Below are 13,589 nucleotides of genomic sequence, written 5' to 3' on the forward strand. Positions count from 1 at the left end.
TTGTACAACCACTATGTTTAGGACAAACTCTCTGTTTTAACAGGGAGTAGTTGATTAAACATCCAAAGTCTCCTAAAAACTACAAAAACCCTAACAAACGCAAGGTAATCATCCTACTTCAACGTTTGTTAGGGTTAAAATGCATACTTAATCATGCATCTCATTATTTAATTAGTCATTTAAAAGACTTGAGGTTTCTTTACGAGATAAGTATTTACTACGCTTAGGAATAATCAAGCTTTGATTGATGCGCGCCATTAAAATTAAGACTACCGCAGCAATCACTGTTGTAGCTAACCAGCCACCCCATAATGGCAATTGATTTAAAGCCAATCCATCTACAGCTGGCAATACTAATGGGATGACAACATAACGTAATGCAAAATACACCAGTGAAACCAATAAGCTAGCCGTTACGATATTTAAATAAGTCGAAGATAATCGACGATTATTCAATGTTTTTTGCGTATATTTCGCAAACACCCCTGCAATTCCTGTTGCTAATAATGGAGTAACTTCTGTTAAAATCTTGGTTATCCAATCCCATTCAGGGCGGCTTAATATTAAATTAACGGCACCGGCGATCGCTGCAAAGACAATTGCCGTTGCTGAACCATGGCGCAGACCTAACCAAATTAATGGTACTAAGCCAATGGCTAATGTAACACCTAGGCTTTCTGTTGATTGCCATTCAAAGCCAATCGCCCGCCATAAAGCTACCAATGCTGTTGAGATTAATCCATCCATTAATAAACGAGTGGTTCTTTTATTCATTCCAATACCCTCCCTTATTCTTCAGGTTGATAACTTGAAGCTTCCATAATAATTGGTAAGACTACCGGACGACGCTTCGTTTCTTGATATAAATATTTACCAATTTGCTCGCGTAAATCTTGTTTTAATTCATTCCATTCAAAGTCTTCGCTCGCTAAATGTTTATCCAAAATATCTAAAGTCATTGTTGAACACATTTGTAAAATTTCAATGTTTTCTTTGACGTAGATAAAGCCTCGAGAAGTAATTTGTGGTCCAACTAACACACGACCTAAGCGACGTGAAATAGTTGCGACAATCACAAAAATACCTTCTTCACTTAAAATGCGACGATCACGCAATACGACGCTCCCAATATCGCCAACGCCAATGCCATCAACTAAGACATCCCCCGATTCTACTTGTTGCGTAATTTGGAAACGCCCTTTGTATAGTTCAATGACATCACCAACTGCTGGTATAATCAACTGATCGTCTTCATAGCCCAATTGTTTGGCTACATTCGCATGGGCATGTTGCATGCGATACTCACCATTAACAGGGATAATATATTTAGGCTTTAAGAAACTCATCATTAATTTTAAATCATTGCGGCTTGCATGACCACTAATGACAACCTTATCGGTAATTTCTTCAACGGTTGCGCCACAACGATAGACACTGTCTTTAATACGAGCCATTGCTGTTTCAAAGGCTAATGAAGGTGTTGAAGCGATATACACTAAATCACCTTGTTTAATTTTAACTTGACGGTGATGGCCTAAAGCCATTAATTCGATAGCTTTTAATGGTTCCCCTGCATCACCAGTTTCTAAAATTAACACTTCATCGTCCGGTGTTTTATCTAGTCGCTTAATTTGACCTAAAACACGCTTGCTTGGAATTGAAATCTTCCCTAATTCAATCGCTAAATCGACAATGTCATATAATTCTTGACCAGAAAAGAAAATCGTACGATTTGAACGATAAGCGGCTTCTAATAATTGTTGAATCCGTGAAATATTACTACCTACACTCGCTACAATAACACGTCCTGGTGCATTCGTGAAAGTTTCCGTTAATTCTTCAACTACTTTATAATCGCTAATGCTATCAAAACTTGATTCCGCATTGGCAGAGTCACTTAATAAAGCTAACACGCCCTCTTCACCAATATCTGTCAAACGACCAAACTCCGTGCGATACATTGGACTCGCTGCTGGATCGAAACGGAAATCGCCAGTATAAACAATTTGTCCCTCATCGGTATGAATGACAATTCCCACAGAATCAGGAATCGTATGGGTCGTTCTAAAGAAACTAACCTTTGCGTCTTCAAACTCAATTTCAGTTTTCTCATCAATTTGGAAAAAGCTATTTAAACGATCAGCCAAGCCACGTGCTTTCGCTGAGATAGATGCAATCCCAATCGTAAATTCCGTACCAAAAACAGGAACATCTATTTCATCTAATAAATATGGCAATGCTCCTACGGCATCGGCATGTCCATGGGTTAAGAAAATGCCTACCACCCGATCTTTATTATCAATTAAATATGAAAAGTCGGGAATAACAAAATCAATCCCCAATAATTCTTCTTCAGGATAAACTAACCCGCAATCTAAGACGAAAATCGAATGATTCACCTCAACTGCGTATAAGTTTTTCCCCTCTTCTCGAACCCCACCTAAGGGTATAATTTTTATTTTACTCATTTTACACCTCGAAATATATTTTAACTGTCTAACTCATAGAATGGGCAATTAGTAGAAATTTAAATGATTTTCGCTTCGTCTGCCAACCTCACACAGTCGGGAGTGAGAAAGAAGTAGAAAATCGATTGAATTTCGCTTCGTCTTTATGCCCACCTTCTTAGGACATCATTTAAGACCACTCAACCACTGCACTTTTAATTATCGAGCAATCACTGGATTGAATTTATACTCAATCTCTTTGAGACGCAGTTTAAGACAACTCAACCCTGTACTGTACGATAAAAAGATGGAACCAAACGAAATTTTTAAAGTTTATGCCCAATCCTAGTTATTTAAAATTATAACACATTTATCCTACTGATAGTAATAAGTTATGTAATAAAACAGTAAATATATGCAAAAGCATTTGTGAAAACGATATTATCTTCATATTTTTACTGAGCAGTTTCCTTTAAGGTACAATCAGTCTTTGTTACAATAGACGAGACAATAGGAATAATGACATATTAATCGATTAATCGTCATTATCAGACGTTTTTCCACAATCTGATTTGTTATTTTATCGAAATCTAAGAATTAACGAAAAGAGGCCATTAGTATGACCTATTTATTACTATTTCTAGAAGGTATCTTAACCTTCATTTCCCCTTGTTTGTTACCCATGATTCCTTTATATTTAGCTTATTTTACTGCTCAAGATGAATCCAAATCAACATTTATAGAAGCATTAAAATTTGTCTTAGGCTTTTCTGTCGTTTTTATCGCGATGAGTGTTTTCGTTAGTACAATTGGCAAATTTATTATTATTAACCGCCAAACAATTCAAGTGGTGACCGGACTGCTATTAGTCTTACTAGGTATTGACCAGTTGCTAGGTCATCGTTTTTCACAAAAAATATTTAAGGGGATGCAAACCAATCGACTACCACTCAATCCCTTTATTTTTGGAATGATATTTGCAGTAAGTTGGACGCCTTGCGTTGGTGTCTATTTAGCGTCGGCTATGGCCTTAGCTCTCAATGCTGACCACCAAATAGAAGCGGTACTGCGTATGATGACTTATGCCTTAGGTTTAGGAATTCCTTTTATTTTAAGTGCACTATTTATTAATGAAAGTAAAGACGTCTTACAACAAATCAAAAAACATACTCATCTCATTCAAATTATCTCAGCGATACTATTAATTGGTTTTGGCTTATTAATCGCAACGGGCTATATTTATCAAATTTTACCGGTCTAATAGGAGGAACAATCTATGAAACGTCTTACCATCTTAGGACTTAGTTTAGTCTTCATTTTTATCTTAGCTTTTACTTTGCAACAACAATTATCAACTTCACCTAAAACAGAGTCACCACTCACTTCTAGCCAACAAATAGCATCTGAAACTGAGCAATCTGTGAGCGAGCAAGCAACAGCTGACAATAATGAACAGTCTACTATTGACTCAACGGATAATGAAACTAATAATAATTCTACCGTAGCTGACTCAAATGAAAATAATGAAGCCACTACCGAATTAGCCACTTATAATTCTAACCCTGATCAAACAACTCAAGAGTTGCCGATGATTGAGACCACTCTGGAAACAACGACCATTGCCGAAATGGCTCAAGAAAAAAATCTAATTAATACTGATTTACCAGAAACAGTTATTATTGATCAAAATAACCAAAAATATTCCTTGTATCGCTTACTCGATCGCCCGACTATTATCAATGTTTGGGCCAGTTGGTGCCCTCCTTGTCGTGAGGAAATGCCCTACTTCCAGAAACAGTACGACTTACATCATGAAGACATTCAATTTGTCATGTTGAATGCGACGCTATCACGACCAAGTGAAACCGAAGAAGCAGCTAAAGAATATTTAAAAGAATTCAACTACACTATGCCTATTTATTATGACTTAGGATTTAATAATCAAGTCAAACTCGAAACTGCCATCTTACCGTACACGATTGTCGTCCATGCAGATGGTAGCTTTGATCGCTATCCTGGCCAAATGAGTGAAGAACAATTAATCGAAATTATTGATGGTTTACTTGCAGAATAAACGAAAGGCAAGGACGACGTAATTATTGAATCATTTTCAATCCGTCACTTCTCACTATACACTTGGGTTTCAGCCAGAGTAGAAAATCGCATGATTCTTGCTTCGTCTGACCTCCCGTACAGTTTGGGTATAGACAATTGGACAATGCACGCTTCGTCTGACCTCCCCGTACAGTTTAGGAATAGACAATCGGACAATGCACGCTTCGTCTGACCTCCCCGTACAGTTTGGGTATAGACAATTGGACAATGCACGCTTCGTCTGACAGTCCTCGTACAGTTTGTAAGTAGACAATCAGACAAGGTTCGTTTCGTCTGACCTCCCCGTACAGTTTGGGAATAGCCAATCGGACAATGCACGCTTCGTTTGCCATCCTTGCAAATTGAAATAGGTCTCAAACAAGTCATTAAGATGTCGCTTGAGACCGCACAAACACTGAGATATAAAATATTCAAATAAAACCAAACAGAATTTTACTACCACTGTAAAATTACTAAAATAGTACTGGTGATTTTTTCTACCCTCACTAAAAAATAAAAATACTCGCAAAAAAGACAGGCTAAAATTCGCATTACAATAACGAATCTTAGCCTGTATCTTTATTTTTTTCGTACTAAATGTTTAGTGGACCCCACAATAAATAGCCTATCTCTTGTGGATTCACATAGAAAGTTGTAGAGCCTTTAAAAATTCTAGCACCTATATTATTTATTTTCTTTTAACAATGCTTCAAATTCATTTAAGCGTTGTTCGAAGACATCTAAAGCAGCATCGATATAGTCACTTTGTGTCATATCTAAACCAGCTGTTTTAATAATGTCAATTGGGTATTGGCTACGACCAGCTTTTAAGTAACCTAAATATTTATCCAATGCGCCCTCTTGCCCTTCTAAAATCGCTTTTGAAAAGGCCGTTGCAGCAGAAAATCCTGTTGCATATTGGAACACATAATAATTATAGTAGAAATGAGGGATACGGCTCCATTCTAAAGCAATCTCAGAATCAGAGTTCACAGCCTCACCATAGTATTTACGATTTAATTCACGGTAATTATCTGATAAAAATTGTTGAGTTAAAGGTTGACCGGCGGCATCAGATTGATACATAAAATGCTCAAATTCAGCAAATTGAGTTTGACGATATACAGTCCCTTTCATACCATCTAAGAAATGATTGATAATATATAATCTTACTTGTGGATCTTCATATTTATCTAATAAATAAGCGGTTAATAAGTTTTCATTAGTAGTCGAAGCAATTTCCGCTAAGAAAATAGAATAGCTACCATAAGTATAGGGTTGATTTTTATGTGTTAAATAACTATGGGCACTATGTCCTAACTCATGTACTAAGGTATATAACCAGTTTACGTTATCTTGCCAGTTCATTAGGATATAAGGTTTCGAATCATAAGTCCCTGAAGAATAAGCGCCTGAACGTTTGCCTTTATTTTCATATAAGTCAATCCAACGATCTTCAAAGGCTTCACGCATAATCGCTAAATATTCTTCTCCTAATGGTGCTAACGCTTCTAAAGTAATTGATTTTGCTTCTTCATAAGTCATCTTAATCGGTGCATCACCTAATAAAGGTGTGTACATATCGTACATTTCTAAATCTTCTAGACCTAATAACTCTTTACGTAAACCAACATAACGATGTAATAAGTCTAAACGTTTATTAACAGTGTCCACTAAAGTATCATAGACCGATTCTGGAATATTATTAGTAAATAAAGCTGCTTGACGTGCTGATTCAAATTTATGCACTTTAGCATCATAATTATTCACTTTAATATTCGTTGATAAAATAGAAGCCATCGTATTTTTAAATTGATCGTAAACTGAGTAGAATTTTTTAAAAGTCTCTTTACGCACACGACGGTCAGAACTTTCTAAAAATTTACTATATAAAGAATGCGTTAATTGAACTTCTTTGCCTTCTTCATCCTTAATGGTTGGAAATACTAAATCCGCATTGTTTAATAAACCAAAAGTATTGCTTGCCCCTTGGAATACTTCACTTGCTTGAGCTAATAATAACTCTTGTTCTTGTGGTAAAACATGCGCGCGACCACGACCCATATTATCTAAATGTTGTTGATAATGTTTTAAACGATCATTTTCGTCGATAAATTGAGTTAAGGTAGCTTCAGGAATGGTATTCAATTCTGGTTCGAAATAAGCGACTGTTTCCCCAAATTGACCATATAATTGAGTTGCTTTGGCATACATTTCTTGATAGGTGCTGTTAGTAGCATCTTGGTCATTTTTTAAGTGTGCATAAACATACACATTAGACATTTTACGCGCTGCTTCGCCAATTAAATCTAAGGCATCTGCTAATACTTCTGGCCCTTCTGCTAATTTTCCACTAAATTCAGCTAATTTGGGAAACATGGCTTTGACTGCTTCAGCATCCGCTTCTTGCGCCGCGTCATCAGCATACATGCTTGTTAAATCCCAGGTATATAATTCATTCATCTCTTCACGTGACTTTAATGTTGACACTTGAATTCCTCCTTATATTTCACATGGTTAAATTTTATCACATTGACCTTTTACTTTCCAATGATAGTGTCATTTTTTCTCATATAAAAAAGCAAACAATGATATAAAGCGGAACAAATGTCTTCCAATGGTGATCGTTGGATTAAGGGTAAAGTCGCTAATCTAATCTTCTTTTCATTCACTAATGCGATTAAAATTTGATGAATCGTCATTACCGTTATCGGTCGCTTTGCTCGTTGCAACCGTGCACACACTAAAGAGAGAACCATCCACATCGGTGTCTCAATTAAAAAAGATTGCCACTGATACTGAAAAATCCAATCGGGTATCCTATCGATGGTTGTGCCAGCTTCATGTAATTGATGCATCACAACTTGATAAGCCGGATTTTGCTGATAGGCACGCTTAGTCATTGGCACTTTCTCTTGTGCTAAGATTTTTGATTTGAAAGAATAAGGTCCTCCAAGCTGTCGTTCAAATTGATTGAGCCAACCACTGGTCAATGGTATCACCTCACGCTGGCAGTACCACGATTGAGGCGAAAAAATAATCGGCAACTGACTATAACGTATTAACACTCGCTTCTTTTCATCCATCCCAAGCCAATAATATCCCCAATCAGGATGATAATGAAGCAACTGTCGTTGCCAAGTAGATACTCGGTGGCTTTGCCAATATTTTAAATGGGCAATCCAATAGATTTTAGGCGTAATCGATAAATAAGCTTGATGACGTTGCGAAAGTAAATGAGATGAAATAACAGAATTTTGAAACTCTAAAATAATCGGTGGCTCGCCATGATACCAACAATCGACCTGCTGATTAATGGTCGGTAACCAAAATTCAAGCTGTGAATTAACACTGCCTAAGGCTAACAGTCTTTTGCCCTGTTGATGAATTGCACCTTCACCTTTCAACTGCCTGCCTTGAGAATTATCGGACTGACATTGCACCAAATGGGCAAAAAAATAATTACCTTTACGACTTCTTTTTAAAATCACCGGTTGCTGACAAACAGGACAATGAAAGGTACTTTGTAAAGCAAAGGCTTCTTGAGCATAAATGAGTTGACCGGCTTGATCGATGGCTGCATACAAATAAACACCCCTGCTTACAAATACGTAAACAAAGGGTGTTTTACTTCTATCATAAATATTTACCAAAGTAAGCCAAAGTGTCATCTTGACGAATTAATTCACCATATTCTTCTAAAACAGCAACGGTTGTAGCGGTACCTTCACCAAATTCTTTCATCTTCATAATCGCATAAACTGACTCTTCTTCTAAAATGAGTGGTTCAATATTAGTGATAACAAAATAATAGTGTTTATTCATATAATATAAATCACCTTGAATTGGCGCATCAACCTGCTCTCTAGCAAATTTAATAAAGCCATCTAAATCCTCAAAGCGCACAATATTATGATTAGGCAAGACTGAGTTTTTCGCTTTATCTAAAGCCTCTGAAAGTAAATCACTTAGATTTTCTGGTGATTTTGTTGCTTCATCGTCTTCATCGTCAACGTCTTCGATAGCTGGTTCTTCTTTCCTTTTATTAGTAACCGCTTCGCTTTGTTGTCTTCTTCCATGGATTCGTTTTAAAACTTCTTCATCGAAGAGACTATCAATATCCTCAAAGTCTGAACGGCTGATATATAATTCAATTCCGTCATTACTTGGAATTACTTGGAATGTGATAGCTTCTGAATCATAAAATTGACGCTCAACGTCAACCTCTTCCAAGATAGAATAAAAGAATTTTTCAACACTCTTTTGATCACTAATCAAGTCTAAAAAGTTGATGCCTCTTTCTTCTAAGTCCTCAACGTCAATATAGACCTTAATTAGATTTTCATTAATTCTTTCCATTTCCATCTACTTCACCTCCAATTAGTTTCACTCTAAATTATACAATAGATAAACACAGGTCTCAATAGACATGCATGGGAATATAATAGCAATAAAGCCCACCAATTACAAGCTTTTTTCCTCAAACTAAAGTTTGAATTATTAAAATCCATTCAATAGTATTTTATATAAATTAACCAAGCAAATTTTTTCTATTTCTAAAGGACTAAAAATTAAAAAAGAGAATTTTTATCGAAACTCTACCATCTAGATACTAAAAAGTGGTAACTTTTTTATAAATTCACGTTACGCCTCTTTTGTCTTACACATTTAGCTTGGTATGGTGAGCGTCTCATTTTAACAATAATAAAAGTGAAAAGAAAGCACAAAAAAGCCGGAACAACGTTCCGGTACTAATTTCAATATTCTTATTCATTAACAAGGGCTTGCGCACGCGCTAATTCTAAAGCACGAACTTCCCTTGGTAAGAAACGACGAATTTCATCCTCATTAAAACCAATTTGAAGACGTTTTTCATCAATCATAATTGGACGACGTAATAAACCTGGCTCTTTTTGAACTAAGTCGAAGAAGTCATTCAAGGGCATTTCACTTATATCAATATTTAATTCAGCATAAGCTTTCGAACGAGTTGAAACAATGTCCTCTGTTCCTTCTTCAGTCATTCGTAAAATAGCTTTGATTTCATTTAAAGTTAATGGCTCAGTAAAAATGTTACGTTCTTGATATGGGATGTTATTCTCTTCCAACCATGCTCTTGCCTTACGACATGAAGTACAACTTGGTGTAACGTATAATGTTACCATATATGATCATCCTTTCGATCAATTCCGATAGAAACGAGTTACACGTTGGTTCGCCAATTACAAGTAAACTTTTATTATCACACACCACAAAACCTAAAAAAGATCATGAAAATAATCTTTATCGTTTACGAGTAATATTACCAACTATTAATATTATAACACCGGAAAGAATTGATTACAACGCAATTTTTGAAAATGATTAACAAGATTAAATAATTATTAAGTTTTCAGACTGCGCTTTCACAGAAAAAGTTTGTGCATATTTTCTTTTATTAGACTAAACTTGACTATTGAATTAAAGATAGTTAATATTATTATAGAACTTTGTAAACACGATTATATCAGCCTATTAATTAAAGTGTTTTCAAATAATGAGAGCTTTATAATCTGATAAACAAATTTGTGATTAATACCACTTGTATATATTATTTATTTATAAGCACCTTTGAAACTTAACAAATATTTAATAAAAAATAATGTAATAAACTAGCAGTAAGAGAGGATTTTTTGATGAAACCAACAATTTTTTCAGGTGTTCAACCGACAGGAATTCCAACATTAGGTAACTATATCGGCGCAATGAAAGGCTTCGTTGACTTACAACATGACTATGACGCAACTTATTGTATTGTTAACCAACATGCTCTTACGGTGCCTCAAGATCCAGTCAAATTAAGAGAACAAACCTTACAATTAGCAGCCCTTTACTTAGCCTTAGGAATTGATCCAAATGTTGCGAATATCTTCGTCCAATCGGATGTGCCTGCTCATTCACAAGCGGCATGGATGGTCATGTGTATGACCGGTTTAGGTGAATTAGAACGCATGACTCAGTTCAAAGACAAAGCTACGAAACAAGAAAGTGTTGGTGCTGGTTTATTAGTCTACCCTCCATTAATGGTAGCCGACATTATATTATATGATGCTCAATATGTGCCAGTTGGTGATGATCAAAAACAACATATTGAATTAACCCGTAACTTCGTTGATCGATTCAATGCTCGTTTTGGCGATGACATCTTAGTAAAACCTGAAGCCATCTTCCCTAAAGCAGGCAGTCGTGTCAAAAGTTTACAAGATCCATTATCAAAAATGAGTAAATCAGACAAAAACGAAAAAAGTTTCATCTTATTATTAGATGAACCAAAAGCTATTACTAAAAAAATTAAAGGCGCGGTCACTGATTCTTTAGGAACCGTTAAATATGACGAAGAAAACCAACCCGGTGTCGCAAACCTCTTAAATATCTTCTCAAGTTTAAGCGGGCGCACTATTGATGATTTAGTAGAAGATTATGGTGACACTGGATACGGTCGTTTCAAAGGTGATTTAGCCGAATTAGTCGTTGATACTTTAGCACCTATTCAAGAACGTTACCGAAAATTATTAGTCAGTGATGACCTACGTGACATCTTACATACTGGTGCTCAACGTGCGAACGAAAAAGCGTCTGCTACCCTCGCACGTATGGAAAAAGCAATGGGAATCGGCTACTAATATGGTATTAGGTGACTGCCATTACTTTAAATAATTGACCTCACAGAATGGTTTTGTGAGGTTTTTTAGTTTTTTGTTCATTGATATGAGGTTAGGCATTTTAGATCATTGCTAGGAAACACTTTAAGTATACCATTTACTTTCTTCTATTTAATTGATTGCGCAGTGTTCTCAAACGGTGACTAAATGAGACTAAACATTAACTTAATTAATTCAGTCAAGTATTGGTCGTAATTAAAAGCGCAGCGTTAAGTGGACTCAAAATAAGTCTTAATGACTAATTATTATGCTTCTCGACTGTTCTTAGTTGGCAGATTAACCCAGAATTATTCAATTTTTTAGTTCTTGCCTCCCCCAAAAATGTGTTCGTTTTCTAGACGCAACGAAAATTATTCGATTTTCTACTTCTTGCTTACTCTCTACGATGTCCTGTTAGCAGACGAATCGGGATTCTTTTGACTCTCTGCTTCTGTCTATCTCTCTTGCCCTTTCCTATTTACTCCACACTGCTTATTTAAATAAACAATTGAATTTTATCTAAATTAACAATTTTAAAATAAATTATTTCAATAAAGCACCTTACGGATGCTCACCTTATACTTAATTTAATATTTAGCTTTTCTTTTCATGAAAACGTGATAAAATCAATCGCTAACCCTCCAAATTGTTTTCAAGATGAACTGATTTTATAAATTACGCTAAGCGTTTCATTTTACTTTTAAAAATTTAGTTGTTACGATTTAATTATCAATTAGAATCTAGATAATTGATTATGGTTAGCTTTAGTCAGCAAAAAGTTAACCTTTACTAAATTGTTATATATATGCGTTAGTCAAGCATCACTTTAGTCTTAATGTCCAAGAAAAGTAGTAATATTGCCAATACAAATAAAGGAGCGATTAAAATGACAAAATTCATTTACGGAACGTATGAGACGTATGAACAAGCTGCACAAGCAATTGACGAGTTAAAAAATCGTGGTATTAATTCTAGTGACATGGCTATCGCAACTAATAGTCAGTATGATAATTTATTAGATTTAGGTGTTGATGTCTTAGAAGTCGACCCTAATGAAGCGTCTGATAGTTGGTGGCAAAAAATCATTAATATGATTAACCCCCTCAACGAAGACGATGACAATGAAGTTAATCAGGAAGAACAATTAAAAGAATATCAAGAACTAGTGGCTGACGGTAGTATTGTCGTCTTAGTTGAGGAAGCTTTATTAAACCAAGCGAGTCCGATTAACTTGGACCCAGTTGATAATGTTGCCGAAGATGATCATGCACCAGAAGAAATAACATCGAACTCTGAATGGCTTCCATCCGAAGAAGGTGAATTACCTAAGCGAGCCTATGGTAGAAAAGTCGACACGAGTCGTACTGCAGGCATGAAAGGCGTTTATCGTAAAGAAGACACCTTAGGCGATACAACAGATGATACTTTAAGCGATACAACAGATGATACTTTAAGCGATAAAACCAATGACACTTTAAGTGATAAAACCAATAATGACTTATCTGATTCAGCCCTTGATTTAAATAACTTTAAAGCACACGATGGTACTGATAATGCATTCAATCATTCTCAAAAAGAGACTGATGCCTTTAAACAAACCTCAACCGGTACAACTGATTTTTCAAAAGAAACCCTCATGCACGAAAAAATTAAAGCGGAGCGTGCAGAAAGGCAATCCGCTGAGTTAGTCAATAATCAATCCAATGAATTTAATCATGACAATGATTCATTGAAATTGGAAGAGTATCCTGGTGGAGAACCAACACGTGAAATGATCGAAGATGAAAGCGTCATCGATCCCATGAATTTACAAGATGATAAACGTGAATTTAAAGCTTATTCTCATGATAAAGATGCCAATCAGTCGCCGATAAACAATCCGATTGATGATGCAACCCAGTCAAATGAAACAATGTTTAAGCAACAGCATGCTAATCCAATAGATGGTCCAACGGATACTTCTTATCGCGAAGTCGTTGATCCACCCATTGAAGATCCGATGATTGATGCAGCTGAACGACCAGCGAATGATCCTTATTTAGGACGAATGAACCAAAATATGACCGAATATCAAGCTAATCAAGTGGAGAAAGGGATCCAACAATCTGATTCTGTCCATGAACGCTATAGCGATCAATTAGAAAAAGATACTTTCCCACCTGAACCAGATGAAACAGATTATCGTCGTTTCGATGCTTGATTGAAAAGCGAACCCTCTAGATGATGAACCTGAAACTTTGCTATTCAAGTGACAGTGGTTTAGCATCGACTATGCCCCTTCCACTTTAACTATCGATGAGGCGTAGTACTATCTAATTTTATGATTCACTAATATGGGTGTAGAAAGAATCACATCGTTTACGATGAC

10 protein-coding genes are annotated in these 13,589 nt (G+C 35.8%); 4 read left to right on the forward strand and 6 right to left on the reverse strand.

The window, feature by feature from the left end:
* Positions 1-171: 171 nt before the first annotated feature.
* Together GSA01S_RS02380 and GSA01S_RS02385 are read right to left on the reverse strand one after the other, a co-directional pair.
* Positions 172-774 carry an energy-coupled thiamine transporter ThiT gene (locus GSA01S_RS02380; RefSeq protein WP_066124474.1) on the reverse strand — a complete coding sequence of 201 codons (603 nt, stop codon included), beginning with the start codon at positions 772-774 and terminating at the stop codon, positions 172-174.
* Positions 775-788: 14 nt separating this feature from the next.
* Positions 789-2,468 carry a ribonuclease J gene (locus tag GSA01S_RS02385; RefSeq protein ID WP_066124476.1) on the reverse strand — a complete coding sequence of 560 codons (1,680 nt, stop codon included), beginning with the start codon at positions 2,466-2,468 and terminating at the stop codon, positions 789-791.
* 598 nt (positions 2,469-3,066) lie between these two features.
* Between GSA01S_RS02385 and GSA01S_RS02390 the strand changes: the two genes are divergently transcribed.
* Both GSA01S_RS02390 and GSA01S_RS02395 read left to right on the forward strand, forming a co-directional pair.
* Complete coding sequence (locus GSA01S_RS02390; RefSeq protein WP_066124478.1) at positions 3,067-3,708, forward strand: cytochrome c biogenesis CcdA family protein; 642 nt, start codon at positions 3,067-3,069, stop codon at positions 3,706-3,708.
* Between the two features lie 15 nt (positions 3,709-3,723).
* Entirely contained in the window at positions 3,724-4,521 is a 798-nt protein-coding gene (locus tag GSA01S_RS02395) for a TlpA family protein disulfide reductase (protein ID WP_066124479.1), read from the forward strand.
* Positions 4,522-5,225: 704 nt separating this feature from the next.
* Here the strand turns inward: GSA01S_RS02395 and pepF are convergent.
* The 4 genes from pepF to spxA all read right to left on the reverse strand — a co-directional run bounded on the left by pepF (position 5,226) and on the right by spxA (position 9,706).
* Positions 5,226-7,004 (reverse strand): oligoendopeptidase F, encoded by a 1,779-nt coding sequence (gene pepF, locus GSA01S_RS02400; RefSeq protein WP_066124516.1) that lies wholly within the window; start codon positions 7,002-7,004, stop codon positions 5,226-5,228.
* A gap of 77 nt (positions 7,005-7,081) precedes the next feature.
* Positions 7,082-8,128, reverse strand: a complete 1,047-nt coding sequence (locus GSA01S_RS02405) for a competence protein CoiA family protein (RefSeq protein ID WP_066124480.1) — start codon at positions 8,126-8,128, stop codon at positions 7,082-7,084.
* A gap of 49 nt (positions 8,129-8,177) precedes the next feature.
* Positions 8,178-8,906, reverse strand: a complete 729-nt coding sequence (locus tag GSA01S_RS02410) for an adaptor protein MecA (protein WP_066124482.1) — start codon at positions 8,904-8,906, stop codon at positions 8,178-8,180.
* A gap of 401 nt (positions 8,907-9,307) precedes the next feature.
* Entirely contained in the window at positions 9,308-9,706 is a 399-nt protein-coding gene (gene spxA, locus GSA01S_RS02415) for a transcriptional regulator SpxA (protein WP_066124485.1), read from the reverse strand.
* Positions 9,707-10,216: 510 nt separating this feature from the next.
* On the opposite strand from spxA, the gene trpS reads away from it, so the two are divergent.
* Both trpS and GSA01S_RS02425 read left to right on the forward strand, forming a co-directional pair.
* On the forward strand, positions 10,217-11,203 hold the full coding sequence (gene trpS, locus GSA01S_RS02420) for a tryptophan--tRNA ligase (RefSeq protein ID WP_066124487.1): 987 nt from the start codon (positions 10,217-10,219) through the stop codon (positions 11,201-11,203).
* 904 nt (positions 11,204-12,107) lie between these two features.
* Complete coding sequence (locus GSA01S_RS02425) at positions 12,108-13,421, forward strand: general stress protein (protein ID WP_066124489.1); 1,314 nt, start codon at positions 12,108-12,110, stop codon at positions 13,419-13,421.
* Positions 13,422-13,589 lie beyond the last annotated feature (168 nt).

The organism is Globicatella sanguinis NBRC 15551 (assembly GCF_001552295.1).
GTDB classification, from domain to species: domain Bacteria; phylum Bacillota; class Bacilli; order Lactobacillales; family Aerococcaceae; genus Globicatella; species Globicatella sanguinis.

Excerpts from the sequence above, each read along its gene's own strand:
- GSA01S_RS02385 (WP_066124476.1), bottom strand. The coding sequence starts at position 2,468 with ATGAGTAAAATAAAAATTATACCCTTAGGTGGGGTTCGAGAAGAGGGG.
- pepF (WP_066124516.1), bottom strand. The coding sequence starts at position 7,004 with ATGAATGAATTATATACCTGGGATTTAACAAGCATGTATGCTGATGAC.
- GSA01S_RS02380 (WP_066124474.1), bottom strand. The coding sequence starts at position 774 with ATGAATAAAAGAACCACTCGTTTATTAATGGATGGATTAATCTCAACA.
- GSA01S_RS02410 (WP_066124482.1), bottom strand. The coding sequence starts at position 8,906 with ATGGAAATGGAAAGAATTAATGAAAATCTAATTAAGGTCTATATTGAC.
- trpS (WP_066124487.1), top strand. The coding sequence starts at position 10,217 with ATGAAACCAACAATTTTTTCAGGTGTTCAACCGACAGGAATTCCAACA.
- GSA01S_RS02395 (WP_066124479.1), top strand. The coding sequence starts at position 3,724 with ATGAAACGTCTTACCATCTTAGGACTTAGTTTAGTCTTCATTTTTATC.
- GSA01S_RS02390 (WP_066124478.1), top strand. The coding sequence starts at position 3,067 with ATGACCTATTTATTACTATTTCTAGAAGGTATCTTAACCTTCATTTCC.
- GSA01S_RS02425 (WP_066124489.1), top strand. The coding sequence starts at position 12,108 with ATGACAAAATTCATTTACGGAACGTATGAGACGTATGAACAAGCTGCA.
- spxA (WP_066124485.1), bottom strand. The coding sequence starts at position 9,706 with ATGGTAACATTATACGTTACACCAAGTTGTACTTCATGTCGTAAGGCA.